This window comes from Acidiferrobacter sp. (assembly GCF_054609335.1).
The window spans coordinates 11,632-30,626 of the sequence record NZ_JBTRWP010000032.1; the positions used below are offsets into that span (position 1 = coordinate 11,632).

General features: G+C 62.8%; 19 protein-coding genes, 2 tRNA genes, 1 other RNA gene and 1 pseudogene. 6 read left to right on the plus strand and 17 right to left on the minus strand.

The features are described from left to right. On the minus strand, positions 1-1,255 hold a 1,255-nt coding region (gene dnaX / locus ACYCTF_RS09615), incomplete at its 3' end, for a DNA polymerase III subunit gamma/tau (RefSeq protein ID WP_461284810.1). A 33-nt stretch (positions 1,256-1,288) separates the two neighbouring features. Next, an RNA gene (gene ffs / locus ACYCTF_RS09620) (signal recognition particle sRNA small type) lies at positions 1,289-1,385 on the minus strand. Positions 1,386-1,536: 151 nt separating this feature from the next. On the opposite strand from ffs, the gene ACYCTF_RS09625 reads away from it, so the two are divergent. The 3 genes from ACYCTF_RS09625 (at position 1,537) to ACYCTF_RS09635 (ending at position 3,902) form a co-directional block, all read left to right on the plus strand. Next, positions 1,537-2,421, plus strand: coding sequence for an ion channel (locus tag ACYCTF_RS09625; RefSeq protein WP_461283978.1), 885 nt, complete (start codon positions 1,537-1,539; stop codon positions 2,419-2,421). A gap of 93 nt (positions 2,422-2,514) precedes the next feature. Next, a complete protein-coding gene (locus tag ACYCTF_RS09630) occupies positions 2,515-2,973 on the plus strand; it encodes an HVO_A0114 family putative DNA-binding protein (RefSeq protein ID WP_461284813.1) in 459 nt (152 codons plus the stop codon). Continuing rightward, positions 2,973-3,902 (plus strand): DMT family transporter, encoded by a 930-nt coding sequence (locus ACYCTF_RS09635; protein ID WP_461284814.1) that lies wholly within the window; start codon positions 2,973-2,975, stop codon positions 3,900-3,902. The genes ACYCTF_RS09630 and ACYCTF_RS09635 overlap by 1 nt, the downstream gene beginning before the upstream one ends. Before the next feature lie 349 nt (positions 3,903-4,251). Here the strand turns inward: ACYCTF_RS09635 and ACYCTF_RS09640 are convergent. After that, positions 4,252-4,342: transfer RNA gene (locus ACYCTF_RS09640), tRNA-Ser, on the minus strand. A gap of 91 nt (positions 4,343-4,433) precedes the next feature. Here ACYCTF_RS09640 and ACYCTF_RS09645 point away from each other — a divergent pair. Next, entirely contained in the window at positions 4,434-5,312 is an 879-nt protein-coding gene (locus ACYCTF_RS09645; RefSeq protein WP_461283975.1) for a diiron oxygenase, read from the plus strand. Between the two features lie 10 nt (positions 5,313-5,322). Here ACYCTF_RS09645 and ACYCTF_RS09650 read toward each other — a convergent pair whose 3' ends face one another. The 11 genes from ACYCTF_RS09650 to ACYCTF_RS09700 form a co-directional block, all read right to left on the minus strand. Beyond that, a complete protein-coding gene (locus tag ACYCTF_RS09650; protein ID WP_461283974.1) occupies positions 5,323-5,709 on the minus strand; it encodes a BON domain-containing protein in 387 nt (128 codons plus the stop codon). 57 nt (positions 5,710-5,766) lie between these two features. Next, entirely contained in the window at positions 5,767-5,958 is a 192-nt protein-coding gene (locus tag ACYCTF_RS09655) for a CsbD family protein (protein ID WP_461283973.1), read from the minus strand. A gap of 48 nt (positions 5,959-6,006) precedes the next feature. Beyond that, positions 6,007-6,264 carry a hypothetical protein gene (locus ACYCTF_RS09660; protein WP_461283972.1) on the minus strand — a complete coding sequence of 86 codons (258 nt, stop codon included), beginning with the start codon at positions 6,262-6,264 and terminating at the stop codon, positions 6,007-6,009. Positions 6,265-6,330: 66 nt separating this feature from the next. After that, on the minus strand, positions 6,331-6,921 hold the full coding sequence (locus ACYCTF_RS09665; RefSeq protein ID WP_461283971.1) for a ferritin-like domain-containing protein: 591 nt from the start codon (positions 6,919-6,921) through the stop codon (positions 6,331-6,333). A 147-nt stretch (positions 6,922-7,068) separates the two neighbouring features. Further along, the gene (locus tag ACYCTF_RS09670) at positions 7,069-7,404 is read right to left on the minus strand and encodes a YtxH domain-containing protein (protein WP_461283970.1); all 336 of its coding nucleotides are present in this window, start codon (positions 7,402-7,404) and stop codon (positions 7,069-7,071) included. 32 nt (positions 7,405-7,436) lie between these two features. After that, a complete protein-coding gene (locus ACYCTF_RS09675) occupies positions 7,437-7,619 on the minus strand; it encodes a PLDc N-terminal domain-containing protein (protein WP_461283969.1) in 183 nt (60 codons plus the stop codon). A 322-nt stretch (positions 7,620-7,941) separates the two neighbouring features. Then, positions 7,942-8,538: a response regulator transcription factor gene (locus ACYCTF_RS09680; protein WP_461283968.1), complete on the minus strand. Its 597-nt coding sequence runs from the start codon at positions 8,536-8,538 to the stop codon at positions 7,942-7,944. Between the two features lie 152 nt (positions 8,539-8,690). After that, on the minus strand, positions 8,691-9,659 hold the full coding sequence (locus ACYCTF_RS09685) for a sensor domain-containing diguanylate cyclase (RefSeq protein ID WP_461283967.1): 969 nt from the start codon (positions 9,657-9,659) through the stop codon (positions 8,691-8,693). Positions 9,660-9,819: 160 nt separating this feature from the next. Beyond that, the gene (locus ACYCTF_RS09690; protein ID WP_461283966.1) at positions 9,820-11,715 is read right to left on the minus strand and encodes a hybrid sensor histidine kinase/response regulator; all 1,896 of its coding nucleotides are present in this window, start codon (positions 11,713-11,715) and stop codon (positions 9,820-9,822) included. A 52-nt stretch (positions 11,716-11,767) separates the two neighbouring features. Beyond that, a complete protein-coding gene (locus ACYCTF_RS09695) occupies positions 11,768-12,826 on the minus strand; it encodes a sensor histidine kinase (protein ID WP_461283965.1) in 1,059 nt (352 codons plus the stop codon). A 123-nt stretch (positions 12,827-12,949) separates the two neighbouring features. Further along, positions 12,950-13,039, minus strand: a tRNA-Ser gene (locus tag ACYCTF_RS09700). A gap of 109 nt (positions 13,040-13,148) precedes the next feature. Here ACYCTF_RS09700 and mltF point away from each other — a divergent pair. Further along, positions 13,149-14,567 (plus strand): membrane-bound lytic murein transglycosylase MltF, encoded by a 1,419-nt coding sequence (gene mltF / locus ACYCTF_RS09705; protein WP_461283964.1) that lies wholly within the window; start codon positions 13,149-13,151, stop codon positions 14,565-14,567. A 6-nt stretch (positions 14,568-14,573) separates the two neighbouring features. Here mltF and tadA read toward each other — a convergent pair. Further along, positions 14,574-15,041: pseudogene (gene tadA, locus ACYCTF_RS09710) on the minus strand (tRNA adenosine(34) deaminase TadA); the annotation flags it as partial. 158 nt (positions 15,042-15,199) lie between these two features. Between tadA and ACYCTF_RS09715 the strand changes: the two are divergent. Continuing rightward, positions 15,200-16,375: an MFS transporter gene (locus ACYCTF_RS09715; protein ID WP_461283963.1), complete on the plus strand. Its 1,176-nt coding sequence runs from the start codon at positions 15,200-15,202 to the stop codon at positions 16,373-16,375. A gap of 51 nt (positions 16,376-16,426) precedes the next feature. Here the strand turns inward: ACYCTF_RS09715 and ACYCTF_RS09720 are convergent, their stop codons facing one another. Together ACYCTF_RS09720 and cysG are read right to left on the minus strand one after the other, a co-directional pair. Continuing rightward, entirely contained in the window at positions 16,427-17,146 is a 720-nt protein-coding gene (locus tag ACYCTF_RS09720) for a hypothetical protein (RefSeq protein ID WP_461283962.1), read from the minus strand. 551 nt (positions 17,147-17,697) lie between these two features. Next, the coding region (gene cysG / locus ACYCTF_RS09725; protein ID WP_461284811.1) for a siroheme synthase CysG at positions 17,698-18,995 on the minus strand (1,298 nt) is incomplete at its 5' end.

Consider the following 18,995-nt stretch of genomic DNA (forward strand, 5'->3'; position numbering starts at 1 on the left):
CCGGCACCTCCGCCGGCGGCGCAAGCTTCGGCGCAGGCGGAGGTTCCCTACGGCTCGCGCTCAGGGAGTCCATATTGGCCGACACAGACATCGCCTGGGGTGCCCGTGGCGCAGCCGCCGGGGCCACCTGTGGCTCGGCGTGGCGCGGAGTGGAAGGGGGCGCGGGCGCAACGCTTACACCCTCCTCGGCCGGGCGGAACGCGAGCATCCGCAAGACGGTCATGCGCAAACCGGTCTCGGGATCCGGTGCTACGGGCAGCTGGCGGCGTCCCAGGCAACCGATCTCGTAGCAGAGCTGAACCAGCCCCGGATCGAGCCGCGCTGCTATGGCCTGAGTCCATTCATCGACCGACTCCGCGGTCACAGCCTGCGCCACGGCGATGTCATGCCAGAGTCGCACGAGGTCGGCCAGAAACGCCTCGGGCTCCACGCCCAAGGAATAGGCTTCGTCGATATGCGCAAGGAGCGCCGCGCCATCGCCATCCGCCAATGCCGTCACGACCCGACGCACGAGATCCGGCGCCACCGTCCCCAACATCTCCCGCACCGACGCCTCGCGCACCGCGCCACCGCCGGCGGCGATCGCCTGGTCGAGCAGACTCAACGCGTCGCGCGCGCTCCCATCGGCGGCCCGCGCAAGCGGCGCAAGGGCGCCCTCATCGAACGCCACGGCCTCCTTGCGGAGTATCGAGGCCAAGTGGTCGCGGATCTGCGCGTCGCTCAAGCGGCGCAAGGCGAATTTCTGACAGCGTGATAAGACCGTGACGGGAAGCTTCTGCGGATCCGTAGTCGCCAATATGAACTTGACGTGCGGCGGAGGCTCCTCCAAAGTCTTCAACAGCGCATTGAAGCTGTGGGTCGACAACATGTGCACCTCGTCGATGAGGTACACTTTGTAGCGTCCGCGCGTCGGGGCGTACTGGACGTTATCGAGGAGTTCGCGGGTATCATCGACCTTGGTGCGCGAGGCGGCATCGACCTCGATCAGATCGGTGAACCGCCCGGCATCTATCTCCTGGCAGGCCGAACAGACTCCACAGGGGTCGGGGCCCAGCCCTTGCTCGCAGTTCAGGGCCTTGGCGAGGATGCGCGCGACCGTGGTCTTGCCGACACCCCGGATGCCACTGAAAAGATAGGCATGATGGACGCGTCCCTCGCCCAGGGCGAAGCGCAGCGCGCGGACCACGGAATCTTGCCCCAAAAGCTCCGGGAAAGCGCGTGGACGCCATTTACGCGCGAGCACCAGGTAGCTCATGAGGGTCCTCGCAACCGAAAATAGGGTGGCGGCTTAAGCCGGCCCGACGCTGCACCCGACCGGATCGCTACGGCTGCTTCCTTCCGGACCTGACCGGGTTTACGATCGGTCGCCACAGCGGGGGTCGGCCGTCACCGCCATTGAGACACTCTGGAGGAAATCTTCCAGGGCGCAGAGGTTAGCATAATGAGAACAAACCGGCAAAACGTCCTCTGGCAGTTCCCTTGCCCCCGAAACCGCGGGGACGCCACCCCCAGCGCACGCCCCCAAAGTCCGACTCGATGAGTGCCGGACGCATCAGGGAACGCCTCGACGCCGGGATAACGGCGGGACGCAGGGTCTTCGGCGACCTCTATCACGCCCTCATCATCATGGGCTGGCCCACGTTCGTGCTCGGGGTCGGCATCGTCTTCCTGCTCGCAAACGCGGGGTTCGCGCTCGCCTACCTGGCGCAGCCGGGCGCCATCGTGCACGCGCGGCCGGGATCCTTCGCGGATGCTTTCTTCTTCAGTGTCCAGACCATGGCCACCATAGGCTACGGGATCATGTACCCGGGCACGCTCTACGCTAACGTGCTCATGAGTCTCGAGACCCTGATGGGCTTGTTCGGCGTGGCGTTCGCAACCGGTCTTGCCTTCGCCCGCTTCTCGCGCCCGCGGGCGCGCATCCGCTTCAGTACCGCCGCCGTGGTGAGCCTGTACCACGGTGTGCCGACACTCATGTTCCGCGTCGTCAATGAGCGCGGCAACCAGATCCTCGAGGCCCGCGTGCGCATGACGCTCATGCGCAATGAATTAAGCCCCGAGGGCCACCATATGCGCCGGTTTCGGGACATGGTCTTGTTGCGCGATAGTACCCCGAGCTTCAGCTATTCTTGGACTGTGATGCACCCGATCACAGGCTCGAGCCCGTTGAGCGCGGCTTCCCGAGAGACCCTGGAGGCCGAAGGTGCCGAACTGATCGTGATCCTCGCGGGCCTCGATGAGACCCTGGCGCAGACCATACATGCCCGCCACGTCTACAAGCCTGCGGCCATCCATTGGGGCTACCGCCTACGCGACATACTCGCCCAAGACCCACATGGCCGCTACGTGGTCGACCGCCGCGATTTCGACTCCATCGAACCCGAAGCGGCCGATTCGCCGAGCACCGGAACCGCGCACTGACCCCGAGGGAGGGGTGGTCCCATGACGACCCTGGAAATGGGCGTTGCCAGTTACATTGCCAGTTACGTGGATAGAAAAGCCGGCACCATGACTATGGCGCGCGGGACGCGGCGCCTCTTGCGCGACACAGCGAAGATTCGGTTTACCTCGACAGCCTCCTTTGCGAGGGTCTTGTCGCCCGGCAATCGCGAGCCGCTGCGCATCATCGCGGAAAGGGCGTCCACACCGCTCGATGAGCCGGCACGCATCACGCGCCAAGCCCCATCGAATCTGTCGCGCACCTTGCGAACGCTGGAAGGCTTAGGCCTAGCCCCCTTGTGGCGCGGACGGATCGCCCCCCAGGGAACGCGGATCGCGTGGAGATGGACACACCGCCCACCCATACCGCAAGCAAGCCGAAGCCCGCCTGCTTGCGCGCGGGTTTACGCAAGCGCCCATAAGAGGAGGGCGCGTACCGGCCGGCACGGCGGCGGGGCGTGGTCCCTTGATTGGGAGGAGCTTTGGGACGCGCGATCATTAGTCCGGCCCACCGGGAAGGTAGCGAGCTTATGATGAGAGGGTGGCTATATTCGCTGCTGGCAGTGGCCCTATGGTCCGCGAATTTTGTCATTGCGAACAAGGCGAGCGCCACGATTGCCCCTGTCGAATTGGCGTTTTATCGATGGCTCGTGGCCTTCATATGCCTGCTGCCCTTTGCGAGGCCCGCATTTGTGAGGATCCAAGATATCCTCAAGGACAAGGGGGGCGTCAGGAGGCTTGTCGTGACCGCCATAACGGGCGTGTCGGCATTGAATACACTTATATACCTAGCGGGGAAATCTGCGCCCGCGGTAGATCTTTCGCTGATATCAGTGGCCTCACCCGCCTTCATTGTGGCCATCAACTGCTTGGTGTTTAGACGACGCGTCAGGTCTGCGACATGGCTCGGCGTCGGGATGGCAATGATGGGCTGTGTCTGGCTTATCGGAACGGACGGCACTTCGTCATTGGCGGGCCTCAAGGTATCGATGGGAGATCTGCTGATGGTTACGGCATCCATCACGTTTGCGGTTTATACGGTCGTCCAGCGGGTACCCAAAGGGATGGCCGATGGGGAATATCTGCTTCTCTTGATATTCACAGGACTGGTGGGACTGCTGCCTTTCTATCTCTTGCGCGAGGCTTTGTACGGATTCTCTCCGATAACCCTGGATACAGGCGCGTATATTCTGTATCTGGGGGTGTTTGCATCCTTGGTGGCCTTCTATCTCTGGAACAAATCGGTGAAGCTCATAGGGGCATCCAGGACTGGGGTCTCTTACTATGCGCTGCCATGCTTTGTGTACCTCATAGAATACGTCGCGGGCGGGAAGGTGCTTAGCGGTGCGGTGGTGGGGAGTTTTGCGCTTATCGTTGCCGGTGCGCTCGTCATTCATTTTACGGCCACGGAGGCGACCGAGGGTGCGACCGCGGCGTCCAGAACCAGAACGAGTGAAACATAGGCCAAGATTACAGGGGCCCCTTGGCGGGGACGACCCACAGACGCCGGATCTGACCGCGGCAAAGGTCCCCACCGAGCCCCACCGGATGGGCGCCATGGGCGCCATGGGCGGAAGGAGCGGCAGCGAATCGCACCACTCAACGCCGCGTCATACCGACCGTAGCGCCGCCGGGAACCACCGCATTTCGGTGTTCTATCTCAGGGTTCTATCTCAGGCCACACTTACGGCCTGCGCCGTAAAGGCCGCGTAAGCCTCTCCCTGCGCTCACCCAGCGGGCCTAGGCGTAGATAAAGAGGTGCACATCATAGGTAGGAGCGGCTACGCCGGCGTTCGGACTGCCGCTCTGAAGTGGCGGAGAGGGAGGGATTCGAACCCTCGGTACGCTTTTGGCGTACACACACTTTCCAGGCGTGCTCCTTCAACCGCTCGGACACCTCTCCCCGGAGGGCGCCAAGACTAACCCAGCTTCGCCGTTCGCGCAACGATAGGGCCTATAGGCCCGCCTAAGGAAGGGCGTTATACTGCGCGCCCATGGGCAAGCCCAATCTCCTGAAGACCCAGCCTCCTTTCACGGACCGCGCCACGCAGCTGTCGCGCCATAGCACCCCCTATCGGGACCCTCTGGCGCGCATCCATTGGGAACGGCTGTCCGAACACGCGTTCTGGCTCCCCGAGCAGGCCGTGTCACTGTATGGGATCGAGCAATACGACGCCTTGCCGCTCGATGTCCGCAAAAGGCTGTCCCATTATGAATTCGCCCGCTTCTTGAGCGCCGGCGTCTGGCTTGAGAGCCTGTTTTTGCAAAGACTGGCGCGCGCCGCGCTCAAAGGTCCGCGCGCGACCCGTATCTACCACCTCCACGAACTGCGCGAGGAGGCCGGCCACAGCCTCATGTTTCTCGAGTTCTTCGAACGCACCGACCTCGATACCGCCGTGCTCGACGCACCTTTCGACCCCTGGCTTACGGCGCTCGGCCGCAGACTCCCCTTCCATTCGACGCTTTTTTGGAGCGCTATCCTATTGGGCGAGGAGATACCGGATCGACTCAACCGCTATGTGAGACTGCATGCCCAAGGCGTCTGCCCGGTCCCAGTTGAGATCTGCGCCCTCCACAGCACCGACGAGGCGCGCCATATCGCCTATGGGCGGGAAGTGCTGAGACACAGGCTCGAACAGGCGGGAAGCCTCACGCGCATTCTTCTTGGGCGCGCCCTGAACACACTCCTGCATCGCTTCGTAACGACGTTCTACTACCCGCCCCAATCGCTCTACATCCATGCCGGACTCCCAGCGGGCCCGTGGGCGGCGCGTGCCGCCACGCACCCCGCACGCCAACAGTTCGTCGCACACTGCCTGGGGCCGACCGTGGCCCGCCTGCGCGGGCTCGGTCTGACCGTCTCCTGGCCCTAGACGCGAACGCCTAGTTACCGCTTCCCGAATCGCTACCGTTCCCCGTCCCACCACTGGTCATGCTCTTTACGACAAGATCGTTACGCACGCTCACGACGCCTGACGTTTCGCGGGCGATGCGCATGGCCTGGCGTACTTGGCTTGCCCGGTTGACAAAACCGCTCAATATGACGTGACCGCGATACGTGTCGACCTTGATCTGGAAGCCCTGTAGTACCTGATCCTTCAGGATGCCCGCCTTGATCTTCGAGGTGATGGCCGCGTCATGAAAGTATTGTCCCGTGGTTTCGCGCGAGGGCGTACTCGAACAACCCGCCCCCAGGGCCAACACCGTCCCAACAATGGCGCTCGCCAATACCCTCTTCGGGCCCAACATCCTCTGTTTGTTCGTCATCATGCCGCCCTCTTGTTGTTGTTCCTGAGCTAGATTGTCGCAGATGGCTCGCCTAGCGCATCAATTCTTGAGCGAATCCACCCACTTCTGAATGTTCTCTCGCGACTCTCCATGGCGCTCCTGGATCTTACCCAGAAGTTTATCGTAGTTGCCCTTGATTTCCGTGAGGTCGTCATCAGTAAGCTTACCCCAACGACGCTTAGCCTCACCCTTCACCTGCGTCCACTTCCCCTGTAGCTGTTCTTTATTCATGGCTGAAGGCTCCTCAAGTTTAAGGGATTTTGTTGGGAATGGGCCCCTTTAAGACCCGTAACCGCCGGATCCACCGTCCTGGTGACCTTGGTCGTCACTGCGATGGCGCTCGTCACTGTGATGACGCTCGTCACTGCGCTGGAAGTGGCCGGGGTGTGCCCCCCTTACCGCGGATCCCGCATGGATTCTAGACGTACCGTCGCTCAAGCCATGGTAGATCGCCGATCGGACCTGCGCCGCAGAAGCTGCAACCGATCCGAAGGCCAAGGCCACGCCCACGCCCACTATAAGATGTTTCAGATCCATCCCTACCCCCTTCGTTCGACAATGAAAACTCATTGTCGAACGAAACACAGGAGGTCGAATCTGACCTTAGGCCATGCGGGCCGCCGGTTCCAGGCTGATAGCACGAGGGGCACGAAGATAGGGCGCCACAAACGGGGAAATATTGCGGGCGCGAAGCGACGGCTCAGCCGCTCCGCGCCCCAAAAACTCGAGCAGCCACACTTGGTGCCCAATCTCCTCGTGCAGAATGGCGAGCACGAGATTATAGGTCCTGTTGTCTTTGCCCGAGGTCACGCTGCAAAGGTGCGTGTAGGCCCGCACCGACTCCTCGGCGGCCTTGAGCAGTATGGGGAGGATCTGCGGGGCGTCCGCCTCGGCCGGGAGATTGCGCAAATCACCCAAGCCCCCGACCTCGCCTGTAACTGTGGCCGGCAACCGCCCGCCCAGCTCGTAGATCCGCGGGACGAGCGCCTCAAAATGGTTCCGATCCTCTTCGCGGGCGTCTTCGACAACACGCCGTAAGGCATCACCCTCGACACCCACGAGATGCATCCGAAGTAATGTGTAATAGTAGTAGTTACCCATCTCGGCCAGCGCCCGCTCGACCAAAAGATCAACCAAACGCTCAGCATCCACGCCGCTCGACTCTACAAGATCCCTTGCGACACACCTTGTCATAACACCCTCCTTCAAAGGTTCCCGTGCGGTGCCGCTTCCGGCACCCACTCTCGGGCCAACCTATTGTCGGATGGACGCGTCCGCTCGGCGATCAGACCTTGGTCCTACAGCTTACTGAAACCCGGGGGTGGCCCGCTCGTGGGTCGCTTACTCCGCGCCCCGCGACGCGCTCGCGACCTTAGCGGCGGCGCTTGCCACCGCATCGCCTGCCTTTTCGCGCCCCTCATCCATGGCATCCGCCACGCGCCTCGACACGTTCCGGGTCGCGTCGCGCGCCGCGCCTACGGCACTGCGCACAGCCCCGGAAACGCTGTCGCCTTTGGATTTCGCAAACTCGCCCAAAGACGATCGGATCTCACGCCCGGATTTCGGCGCCAGAAGCGTAGCGACCGCATAGCCCAGCGCCACGCCACTTATGAACATCATGACCTTCGCCCCGGCACGATCCGAAGCCGCAGGCAGATACTGTGCATTCATTTCCATACGTACACCTCCTCAACGGGAAAGACCGGGCGTCACGCGTCCCGTGGACTGCGCCCCGCCAAATAATAAATAATCATACCCACGAGCGGAAACACCAACACCACCACGATCCATATCACCTTGTGGCCGACGCGGGCGGAGCCGAGCAATATGCTGATAATCGCTATAATGTCCAATATCGCGACGATCGTGCCCAGTAACGAGTATGAGCCCATGTCCCTCACCCTTTGTTTTCTTGCGAGCGTGGTGACCAGTCTACCCGGTACAACGGGGTCCGCCATCGACCTCAGGACCTACACCGAAACACCCCTTTGAAAGCCCCTTGAGGCCGCTCTCGCATGAGCTTCTCGGCCGTAACGACATGCGAGGAACCCGCCGCAGCACTGGCCGCCTTCGGGCCCCGATGTGCCTCACCCGACGCATTGCCGCACTGACGCCCTTGACGACTTCTCGGAACACCTAAAACAGCGAAGGCTGCCGCGTGCACCCCCCAATGCACCTTGCGCGCACGGGGCCTGGGCTGGGCCTTGCCTCGGATCAGGTAGGAAAGATGTAGTGGAAGAACTCCGTGCGGCTCGACACTCCACACTTCTCATAGATCGTGCTGATATGCTGCTTTAGGGTCTTCTCCGAATTTCCCGTCAACCTCGCCATTTCCTGGGTCGACAGGCCCTTTAGGAGCAGTCGCGCGACCTCGCATTCCTTATTCGTCAAGCTCGCTTGATTCAAGGCCCGCTCGCGCGCCCCGATCAATCCCTTGGGCTCTTGCCACAAACGCTCCAGGACCCGCTTCAAATCGCTCGTGGAGAACGGCTTTTCGAGCAGATAGGCGGCGCCGTGATTCAAGGCCTCCTTCACACGATTTTGATCAGCGAAGGCGCTGATCACGACCACCGGCATTGGCATCCCGGCCTGCTCGATCTTCCGCAACACTTCGAGACCGTCGGGCTTACCCGTATCGAGCATAATGTCCGTAATCACCGCATCATAAGATGCTTCTTTCCAAGCGGCCGCCGCCTCTTCGAACGTCGACACCCATCGGCACGCCATGCCCAGCCCCTGGAGGGATTGGGAAAGTGCCTGCCCCGCCACAGTCTCATCTTCGATCAACAGTATCTGCCGTGTCCGACGCATCGCACTCGTATCGCGCCGCCGCGACTCCTGCATCCCTGCGGACAATCCGCTTCTTGCTAGCCGTACCGTCATTTGCATCCCCTTTTTTTGATATCCCACATTCTTAATATCGCCGACCACTATATAGCCGCCCACGAACTCCTGTCACGTCCTCACTGCACCGCGCCCCGCACGGGCACGGCGACACGTCCCTTGCGGCTTTTAGCAGCAAGGAGCTGTGCATCAGCCGCGCGCCGCAAAAACTCTGCGGAAGTCGCCGGATAGGTGGAAACGCTATAGGAAAACCGCATCGGCCATAAAGACATGGTGCTTTCCGCTACGTCTTTTACAAGCCTCATGGCAAGCTCGTGGGCCAGGCGCTCGCCGATCTCCGGGAGGATCATGGCGAACTCATCGCCCCCTATGCGACACGAGACGTCCGCCCCTTTGCGCGCGCGCTCGGCCAAGACCTTGGCGGTGCGCCGCAAAATCTCGTCGCCCCCGGACAGACCCAGGTGCGTGTTGGCCTCTTTGAAATCATCCAGATCGATCAACAGCAAGGATACGTCGCGCCGATACCGCTCCGCGCGCGCCAACTCGCGATTCAGCGCCAGATCGAACGTCCGGCGGTTGCCAATCCCCGTCAACGGGTCGTGCTCCGCAAGCCACGCCATGCGCGCGTATTCCGCGCCATTTCTGACACTCAAGGCTAATATACGCGCGCAGGCCTGGGCAAAATGCCGTTCCCAGGCGGAGAAGTCTTCACCGGCACCGTCGCGAATAAAGTCCAGGCGCCCGACGCACACATAGTCGACCGCAAGCGGCACCGTCAGCACAACAACGCCGCGTTCGGAACCCGGTTCCACCTGAAAATAGGGCAAGGCATCGACGGCCCCGCCCCCTGCCACATGGAGTACGTCGAGGTCGCATAAGCTGGTTTCAGGAGAGCGCTTGAAACTGCAATCACCGATGGTGGCGCCCGCGCTAGGTCGCGACCAATGCGCCCGCACCCCCATGACGTCGTTCTCAAGCTGCAGGACTACGACGTGCTCACACGGTATCAGCTCGGCCATGGCCGTGACGGTCGCCGGAAGCGCCTCGTCGAGGTCCAAGGACTTGCCGGCAAGGTACGCGATCTGCATCAGCCAATCGAATCCCGTCCCCTCCGCCTTACCGCGGCTCTCATCCGGCCCCATCTCATCGCGTCCATTGTATGACGGGGCCATTGTACAAACCGGCCGCCCTGCCATTATCGGACATTAGTCGGACAATGTTTATGAGTTCCATAAAAATGTCGAAAACTCATGAGACCGCTTTGGCGAGCGTAGCCCGTACCGTCTCTATCAGGGTACCGACACCAAAGGGCTTCGCAAGATAGCCCGCGAATAGAGCGCCCCGGGTCTTTTCCCGGGCACTCGCCTCATCGTAGCCACAGCAGAGAAGTACAGGCACGCGCTCGTCCAAGGCGTGCATCTCCTTGAAGGCGTCTTCTCCACCCTTGCGCGGCATGGAGAGGTCCAACACCACGAGATCGATTTCCGTCATGTTTTCGCGGAAAATCCGCACTGCCTCGACCCCGTCTGGGGCGACCAGAACGCGATAACCAAGCGGCTCCAAGGCGCGCTGCGCGAGCGAGCGCAGCATTTCCTCGTCATCCACAAATAAGATAGTGCGGTGCTCGGCTTCGCGCACCCTCTGCACCTTCTCGGGCCTGCGGCGTTCGCGTTCCGGGGCGGCTGGCAGCACGATACGTACAGTAGTACCACCCCCTGGGCTCGTATCGATATCAATACCGCCGCGATAGGCCTTCACGATACTCAAGACCACGCTCAGACCGATGCCGCGCGCCCCTTCCTTGGTGGTAAAGAAGGGCTCGAAGACCCGCGCCGTCAAGGCCGAGTCCATCCCACGGCCTGTATCCGAGACCTCGAAGACCGCGTGCGGGCCCGGCTGCGGCCATCCGTAGGCGAACCTCCCGCGTTCGTCGTCCCCTATGTCCACGCGATCCGTGGTAATCGAAAGCGTTCCACCCGCCTCAGCCATGGCCTCGCTTGCGTTCATGCACAGATTGAGCATCACCTGCTGAATCTCGGCAGGATCGGCCTCAATGGGTGGGATATCGGGTCGCAAAGCCTTGCGCACCACAATCGACTTCTGCATCCGTGAACGGAGGATGACGAGCATGGTCGTCACCATGCTGTTCAGATAAACGGGCTCCAAGGCGCCCTTGCCCGGTCCTGCGAAATCCAAAAGTTCGCGATTCAGCTCGGCGGCGCGCTCGGACGCCTGGATGATAGTCTCGATGTCCGCTTGCACGGCGTGCTCTGGCGGCAGCGCCATACGGGCAAGCTCGGCGCTGCCAACGATGCCTGTTAGGATATTATTGAAATCGTGCGCGATCCCGGCGGCGAGCACGGCGGTATTCTCATGCTTCTGCGATTTGATGACGAGTTCGCGCAATCGTTGGGCGTTGTCCTCCGATTCGTGGCGACGACTCACGTCGCGCGATACCGCAACCCAGTATCCGGGAACGCTCAATGGGGCGGCGGAAAACTCGGTCCACGACATCTCGCCGTCGCTTCGGTAATCGATGAGCTCGGCACGCACCGGATGTCCTGCGCGCAACTCATGGCGTATTTCGTCGAGTTTGCGCATGTCGGTTCGGGGGCCAGGCGAGAGACACAGGAGACGGTCGCTTGAATACCCACTCACGGCGCCCATGCGTCGGACGCAGGCTGGGTTGCGGTAGACGATCTCATGGCCATCGTTCGGCCGGCTGCGCGCGATTAAGACCGACTCCTCTAGATAGGACAGGATCTCCCCTACAAGCTCGCGCCCCACGCGCCGGTAGGCGATCCCTTGCAGGCGCGCACCCAGACGCCCCACTTCCTTGGTCGAGAGCGCGTCGAGCGCCCCCCAGCGCAGAGCCGCGGTGACTAGCCCCTCTTCGATCTTCTCGGTCACCACGATGACAGGCCGCAGGGCCACGGCCTGCGCCCAATCACGCCACTGCCGGAACGCCGACTCGCCCACGAGCACTACGTCTTGCGTCAGATCCTGAAGTTGCGCAGAAGCGGCCTCCGACCACGGAAGCTCCTTCAGGTCGACATTCAATTCCTCATCCCGACAGACCTTCGCAACCCACGGCAGGTCCACGCCCAGACACAATATCGACAGAGTTTCCTGGTTAGCGGTCATACGGGGCACTCGGTCTCTCGAAACGATAAGGGGGGTAACAAACGCGCGAATCTCATGCCGACTGAAAACGCAGCACGAAGCGCGTCCCGGCAGCTCCTGTATAGCCCAGCGACAAGGGTGCTCCGGCGGCGCTCGCCAAGGCATGCGCGATGGCAAGCCCAAGACCCATACCGCTCGTGTTAGTCGCAGTCAGCGGCTCGAACAAACGCTCCCGGACCTCGTCGGGCAGACCCGGGCCGCTATCCTCCACCCACATCTCCACGTCATCACCGACCCGCCGAACCTGCACCCATAGACTGCGCGCGGCCGATGGCGGCTGCTCCGACAGTATCTGCAGGGAGTTCAGTATCAAATGATCGATGGCCTGCACCAAGAACTTGGGGTCAGCGACCACCATGGTGTCGTGGTCTGCGTCCACGCTGAGATTCACCCGCGATTGGCGGGCGAGCGGGCGCACCATCTCCGAGACCTCGGTCAGCACCTGGGCAAGACCGACCGGGCGGCGCGCGATCTCTCCGGAAAACTCGCTGATCTGGGCTACCACCTTGCGGATGCGCATATTGATGCGTTCGAGCTGTTCGAGGACCTGTGTGCGCACCCGGTTGGGGTCGACGGTGGGGGACTCAAGGGCTTCTATAAGGAGTTGGATATTATGAAGGGGGTTGCGGACATCATGGAGCACAGCCGACAGGCTGATCCAGAGCGCCTGATTGCGCTCCACACTCATGAGGCGTTGCCTGAAACCTTCGGACGTGACTAGCGCCTGCGCAAGCTTGGTTCGCGCCCTGATCCACGCGACGAAGGCCCCCGCCCCTCCGCCCACCAGCGCGGGTACCCCCAGCAACAAGAGCGCCGGATCACGCAAGGATACCAGCGCCGCCGACAGCCGGTAGTGGTATTCGAGATAGCCCACGACGAGCCCTAGAACCACACCGCCGAGAGTATAAAACGCGCCGCTCAAATCCTGCCGAATGGCCCCTTGATAAGGGTGCCGCGCGCGCAAATAGAGAAGATTGGTGGGATTCGCGCGGTCTTTTCTCTGCCCCGCAGCCCTACCAAGGCTGCTCGTCACACGACCGCTATCGTCTTGCTCAGGACAACTTCCTGTCATGAATCCGTCCTCTTCGCCGCCACTACTACCGCGAAGCCCGATTCGGAAAACGCTCGACCCGCGCTACCATATTTCGGTATCGCAGGCTAAGTCGGCCAACCTTGGCCTTGAGCTCTCCAATAATGGCGGAGAGGGTGGGATTCGAACCCACGTGGGGCAATGCCCCCAACAGATTTCGAGTCTGCGCCGGTATGACCGCTTCGGTACCTCTCCCAGGCCGCTAAGCTTAACTGGAGTCGCCAAGAAAGGATAGAGGGGGTATTATCGGGCCCATGTGCGCGACCAGCGATAGAATCAAGGGGGGCAACCCCCGGCTTTTGCGATGGATCGCCCAGGCCCCGTAGCCACCGCCCTGACGCTCGCCGCCCTTACGGCGATGCTGCTCGGCGGATGTTCATCTCACCACGCTCGCTCAAAACTCGTACGTCTGCCGGGCCAGAAGCGCGGCGAACTCGTAGTCCTCACCCGCACGGGACCGACGACCTATTATCAAGGCGCGCAAGGTCCGGCGGGGATGGAGTACGACATGGCCCGCGATTTCGCCGACTTCCTCGGACTGCGACTGAAGATCAAGGTCGTAGGCCATGATCGCGGCCTCCTCAAGGCACTCGCCGCAGGCAAAGGGGATCTCGTGGCCGGGCTCACCGTCACCTCGGCCCGCAAACGCCTGGTGCGCTTCGGCCCCCCCTATCAGATCGTGCATGAACAACTCGTCTACCGCGGCGGCACGGACAAGCCGGCGGCACTGAAGGACATCGTCGGCCACACCATCGAGGTGGTGGCGGGCTCGAGCGCCGAGACCACGCTCGACCACCTGCGGCAGACCCTTCCTCATCTGAGCTGGACCGATGCCTCGCACATGCAGGCCGACGAACTCCTCTTCCTGGTGTGGCAGGGCCTACTGCGGTATACGATCGCCGACTCTAATGTCGTCTCCGTCAATCGCCGCTACTACCCCGAGCTCCATGTCGCCTTCGCTATAGGACCGCCGCACCCGCTGGCCTGGGCCTTCCCCAAACACCGCGACACCAAGCTCTATCACGCCGCGTTCCGCTTCTTCACGCAGATGCGCCGTTCAGGGCAACTCGCCGACCTCATCGCCCGCTACTATGGCGTGACGCGCTACAACTACGTCCATATCCACACCTATCTCGAGCACGTTCGGGCGGCCTTGCCGATCTACGCCCCGCTGTTTCGCAGCGCCGGTGCCCGCTACCACATTCCCTGGCGCCTGCTTGCGGCGGTGGCCTATCAGGAATCGCGATGGGATGCGCGTGCCGAATCCCCGACGGGGGTCCAGGGCCTCATGATGCTCACCAACGACACCTGCCTTTCGCTCGGCGTCACCGACCGCCTGAATCCACGGCAAAGCGTCGACGGGGGGGCGCGTTACCTGCGCACACTCTTGGACGCCCTGCCCCCCGCGATCCCGCAGCCCGATCGCACGTGGATGGCGCTTGCCGCCTATAATATCGGCCAAAATCACCTTGAGGACGCCCGCTGGCTCACACGCGAACAGGGTGCCAACCCGGATCGCTGGGCCGACGTCGAGCAACGCCTGCCGCTGCTCGAAGACCCGTGGTGGTTTCGCAAGACACACTTTGGCTACGCCCCCGGTTATGTGGCCGTGCAGTACGTCAACCGCATACGCGTCTACTACCGCATATTGCGCCAGCTGCACCACACCACCGGCAACGACACCCGCTCTCTGCTCTTTCAGTTAAGCGAGCCCACGATCTGACGAAGGTGCCCGTCGCGCCCGAAAGAAATCCTGCAGCAAGACCTGGCATTCAGCGGCCAATACGCCACCACTGACCGCCACGCGGTGATTGAATCGGGGCTCGTTTGTGAGCGTAAAGACCGAGCCCGCGGCCCCGACGCGCGGGTCGGGCGCCCCAAATACGACGCGCGCGAGTCGCGCATGGACAAGCGCCGCCGCGCACATGGCGCAGGGCTCCAAAGTCACATACAAGACGCAATCCTGCAGGCGATAGTTGCCGATCTGCTGCCCTCCCGCGCGCAAGGCCAGGATCTCGGCATGAGCGGTGGGATCGTGCAGCGCGATCGGGCTATTGTAGGCCCGCGCAATCGCCTCGCCCGCGCGCACCAGCACGGCCCCGACCGGCACTTCGCCCGCCGCCGCGCCGCGCCGCGCAAGCGCAAGCGCCTCCGCCATCCAAAACTCGTCCTCCAGCACTCGCCCGCCCCCACACATAACTAGTCCCAAACAGCGCCGACCCGTGAGGCCTGTCTCCGCTCTTTGCGGAGACGACCTGCCACTCATGGCGCGATCGCTTATACTAACGCGCCGCGCAGCCCATCGCTCGCCGATGTTGCGCCGATCACCCCAATAGGTAGTAAGTCAGGAGCCCCATGCCGACACCGCAGACCCAAGACGCCGATATCACGCGCTTCGTGGTGCGCCTGGGACTTGTGAGCCTCTTTGCTGATTTTGCCTACGAGGGGAGCCACGCCATCCTCGGCGCCTTCTTAGCGACCCTCAAGGCAAGTCCCGTACTCGTGGGCCTCATCGCCGGCACAGGCGAACTCTTGGGCGCGGGCGTGCGCTTCTTCGCCGGACACCTCGCGGATCGGACGCGCCGCTATTGGCCGATCATGGCCGCAGGCTACCTCGCGAACCTGCTTGCCGTCCCAGCGCTCGCGCTCGCCGGCGATCTCTGGATCGCCGTGCCTTTGATATGGGCCGAACGACTTGGCAAGGGTTTTCGTACGCCAGCGCGCAATGTCGTATTGGCCCAGGCCGGAGAGCGCCTCGGCGTGGGACGTGCCTTCGGGCTCCACACCATCCTCGACCAATTCGGCGCCCTGCTAGGCCCCCTCATGGTGGCCGGGATCGTGGCCGGCTTCGGTTACCACGCCGCCTTCGCCTCCTTGCTCGTGCCGGCAATGGTCTCGCTCGCCATGCTCGTCTCTGCGCGCACCCTGGCACCCCCCCTCAAGGCGCGGCCAGCCGCCGAGCCCATGGTGGCCCTGCCACCACTCTTCTACGGCTACATGGCCTTCGCCGCGCTCACGGTCATGGGGCTTGCCCATTTCATGTTCTTCTCCTACCACTTGGCCATGATTCATCGCCTCGCACCACCGTGGATTCCCGTGCTTTACGCCTTGGCCATGGCCGTAAACGGGCTCACCGCACTCGTCGCTGGCCGACTCTTCGACCGCATCGGCCTCAAAGTTCTTTATCTGCTCCCCTTGCTTCTTTTGATCGCAGACCCCCTGCAGTTTCTGTCGCAGTCACCACTGGCCCTCGCGGCGGCCGCGGCCGTCTGGGGCGCAGCCCTCGGGGTCCAGGACGGCGCCTTGCGGGCTGGGATCACTCGTCTTGTCCCCGCCCGGCGACTGGGGGCGGCCTTCGGTCTGTTCGACGTGGGCTTTGGTCTGGCCTGGATGGTTGGAAGCCTCGCCATGGGCGCGCTCTACCGCATTCGTCCGGGCGATCTCGTGCGCTTCGGTACGGCAACGGAAGTGCTGGCGCTAGGCGTGCTCACCCTCCTCGTATTGCGCACGAAAAAGGCCAAGGCCGCTTAACGCCGACCCCTAGGCCGCTCGTAGGATAGGACGGGAATCGTCGGGGACCGGTTAGGGAAAAATCCCAATCGCCTTATAAAAAGCCATCATGAGGGGGTTTGAGAAGGCGAGCATGGCGGCGATGATCATGAGCCACACCTTGTGAACATGAAAGCGCGCGTCCATTTCGGTCCGTAGGTTCCTCTCAAGACTATCCATCTTGTCGTTGAGATGGCGGCCCACACCGTCAATCTTTTCATTGAGGGCCCCGATTTTGTCGTCAAGATTACGGGCCACGCCGTCGACCTTGGCGTTGAGGCCCCCGATCTTGTCCTCAAGGTTACGGGCCACGCCGTCGATCTTTTCATTGAGGCCCCCGATCTTGTCGTCAAGGTTGCGGGACACGCCGTCGACCTTGGCGTTGAGGCCCCCGATCTTGTCGTCAAGGTTGCGGGACACGCCGTCGACCTTGGCGTTGAGGCCCCCGATCTTGTCCTCAAGGTTACGGGCCACACCGTCGATCTTTTCATTGAGGGCCCCGATTTTGTCGTCAAGGTTGCGGGACACGCCATCAATTTTGGTATTGAGCGCCTCGACTTGCACCCTCAATACATCCACCCGCGCCGCCACGAAATCGATTTGTATGCCGCTCTTCACGAGGTCGTCGCTGGTCGCCACGCCTTCGTTCAGGGCACCCATCAAGGCTCTGCTCATGGCGTGCGCCTCATTGTCGCCCACAACGCCCACCTTCACGGTGGAAATGTATTTGTCCGTATCGAAGAGTGTGCGCATGCATCCGCCCGTGCCACGGCATCAGCCAAGCCAACAAACGAAGGCGCGGCTTGCTCGTTCGCCAAGACACCATTCTGTTGGGTGCGCCTAGTTCTGTATACACGCCGTAGCGATACCTCCGAACGCCCGTCTCCCTCCACGAAAGCGCACGCTTGGGATTGTGCGCTGCCCCATGACACCCCGAAGGTTCGTGCCCCGGCGGCCATGAGCAGCGACCCGGCCCGCCTCCCGTGTGGGGCCTCACCACCCTAGCACCTCGCCCCCATCCATGCCGCCGCCGATCTTGGACAAAGATCCTGCATTTTCTGGCAGGAAGGCCCCCAGAGAGCACGGCCCGTGCGCCTCAAGGCCCTTGCCGCGTGCGTCATGGTCTCTCGCGTGTTTCGGTCAGGGATCGAGGGCCGCGTTGACCACCACCTCTCGTGCCGGTGAGATCGCGGTCTTCCGCGACCGTGGCTTTGGGTGTGATCGGAGTGGGGGGTGTCGCATCGGCTTGCCATCGCGCCGTGTCGCTCAAGCGGCGACGGCCTCCATCGGGGCCGCTGCCACCCTTATCCGGCGGCGCGCAGATCCGTCGTTTCGGTCCTGTCGGTGCGACACTTCCAGCGCTCGTGCAGCCGCACGACCTCGCCTATGACGATAAGCGTGGGAGGGCAAATGGCCTCCTGGGCCACGATCTGCGGCAGATTTGCGAGCGTGCCGGTCAAGACCCGCTGCTCAGGGGTGGTCCCCCGTTCGATCAAGGCCGCCGGTGTCGTGGCGGGCAAGCCGTGAGCCATGAGCTCGCGACTGATGGCCGGGAGCGCCGCGACCCCCATGTAGAACACGAGGGTTTGTTGCGGGCGGGCGAGCGACTCCCAGTTCAGCTCCAGGGTGTCTTTCCGGCAGTGGCCTGTGACGAAAACGCAGGACTGGGCGTAATCCCGATGGGTGAGCGGCAGATGCCCGTAGGCCGCGCAGCCGAGGGCAGCAGTGATGCCGGGTACCACCTGAAAGGGGATGCCGGCCTCTACGAGCGCGTCGATCTCCTCGCCACCGCGCCCGAACACAAAGGGGTCGCCACCTTTGAGGCGCACGACCCGCTGGCCGGTGGCGGCGAGAGCCACGAGCAGCTGGTTAATCTGCTCTTGGGGGACCGCGTGGTGTCCAGCGTTCTTCCCGACGTCGATGCGCTGCGCCTCGCGCCGGCAGAGCGCGAGAATGGGGGCCGCGACCAGGCGGTCATGGACGATGACGTCCGCCTCCTGCATGAGCCGCAGGGCGCGCAGGGTCAAAAGATCCGGGTCACCCGGGCCCGCACCCACGAGCGATACGAGGCCCGCGCCGTCCCCCTCGGGCCGCGCGAGTTCGCGATCGAAGACCTGAGCCGCCGCCGCGCCTTGTCCGGCCAGCAGCAGTTCGGCGGTCGGCCCCTGGAGCACGCGCTCCCAGAAGCGGCGCCGCGCGCGCGGCGAGGTGATCCGCTGACGGACCTCCGGGCGGCGCTTGGCCATGAAGGCGGCCAGCGCCCCATAAGTGGAAGCAACCAGACTCTCGAGGCGTGCCCGCAACAGCCGCGCGAGCACGGGCGAGGTGCCACCGCTCGATACGGCGATGAGCACGGGCGAGCGATCGATGACCGAGGGCATGATAAAGGTGCAGAGCGCCGGGTGGTCGACCACGTTGACCGGCACGCGGGCGGCCGTGGCGGTCTGATAGATAAGCTTATTGGTGGCGGCGTGATTGGTGGCAGCGATCACGATGCGCGCACCGGCCACATCCTCGACCGCGAAAGACCGTGCGATATGGGTGATGGCGCCCGCAGCCTTCATCTCCAAAAGCGCAGGCACGAGATCCGGCGACACGACGA

Bases quoted from the DNA above. Each gene is read 5' to 3' on its own strand.
- ACYCTF_RS09625 (WP_461283978.1), top strand. From the start codon at position 1,537: ATGAGTGCCGGACGCATCAGGGAACGCCTCGACGCCGGGATAACGGCG.
- ACYCTF_RS09670 (WP_461283970.1), bottom strand. From the start codon at position 7,404: ATGGAAATGAATGCACAGTATCTGCCTGCGGCTTCGGATCGTGCCGGG.
- ACYCTF_RS09690 (WP_461283966.1), bottom strand. From the start codon at position 11,715: ATGACCGCTAACCAGGAAACTCTGTCGATATTGTGTCTGGGCGTGGAC.
- ACYCTF_RS09635 (WP_461284814.1), top strand. From the start codon at position 2,973: ATGAGAGGGTGGCTATATTCGCTGCTGGCAGTGGCCCTATGGTCCGCG.
- ACYCTF_RS09720 (WP_461283962.1), bottom strand. From the start codon at position 17,146: ATGCGCACACTCTTCGATACGGACAAATACATTTCCACCGTGAAGGTG.
- mltF (WP_461283964.1), top strand. From the start codon at position 13,149: ATGGATCGCCCAGGCCCCGTAGCCACCGCCCTGACGCTCGCCGCCCTT.
- ACYCTF_RS09665 (WP_461283971.1), bottom strand. From the start codon at position 6,921: ATGACAAGGTGTGTCGCAAGGGATCTTGTAGAGTCGAGCGGCGTGGAT.
- ACYCTF_RS09680 (WP_461283968.1), bottom strand. From the start codon at position 8,538: ATGCGTCGGACACGGCAGATACTGTTGATCGAAGATGAGACTGTGGCG.
- ACYCTF_RS09630 (WP_461284813.1), top strand. From the start codon at position 2,515: ATGGCGCGCGGGACGCGGCGCCTCTTGCGCGACACAGCGAAGATTCGG.
- ACYCTF_RS09695 (WP_461283965.1), bottom strand. From the start codon at position 12,826: ATGACAGGAAGTTGTCCTGAGCAAGACGATAGCGGTCGTGTGACGAGC.
- ACYCTF_RS09655 (WP_461283973.1), bottom strand. From the start codon at position 5,958: ATGAATAAAGAACAGCTACAGGGGAAGTGGACGCAGGTGAAGGGTGAG.
- ACYCTF_RS09675 (WP_461283969.1), bottom strand. From the start codon at position 7,619: ATGGGCTCATACTCGTTACTGGGCACGATCGTCGCGATATTGGACATT.
- ACYCTF_RS09650 (WP_461283974.1), bottom strand. From the start codon at position 5,709: ATGATGACGAACAAACAGAGGATGTTGGGCCCGAAGAGGGTATTGGCG.
- ACYCTF_RS09685 (WP_461283967.1), bottom strand. From the start codon at position 9,659: ATGCAGATCGCGTACCTTGCCGGCAAGTCCTTGGACCTCGACGAGGCG.
- ACYCTF_RS09660 (WP_461283972.1), bottom strand. From the start codon at position 6,264: ATGGATCTGAAACATCTTATAGTGGGCGTGGGCGTGGCCTTGGCCTTC.
- ACYCTF_RS09715 (WP_461283963.1), top strand. From the start codon at position 15,200: ATGCCGACACCGCAGACCCAAGACGCCGATATCACGCGCTTCGTGGTG.
- ACYCTF_RS09645 (WP_461283975.1), top strand. From the start codon at position 4,434: ATGGGCAAGCCCAATCTCCTGAAGACCCAGCCTCCTTTCACGGACCGC.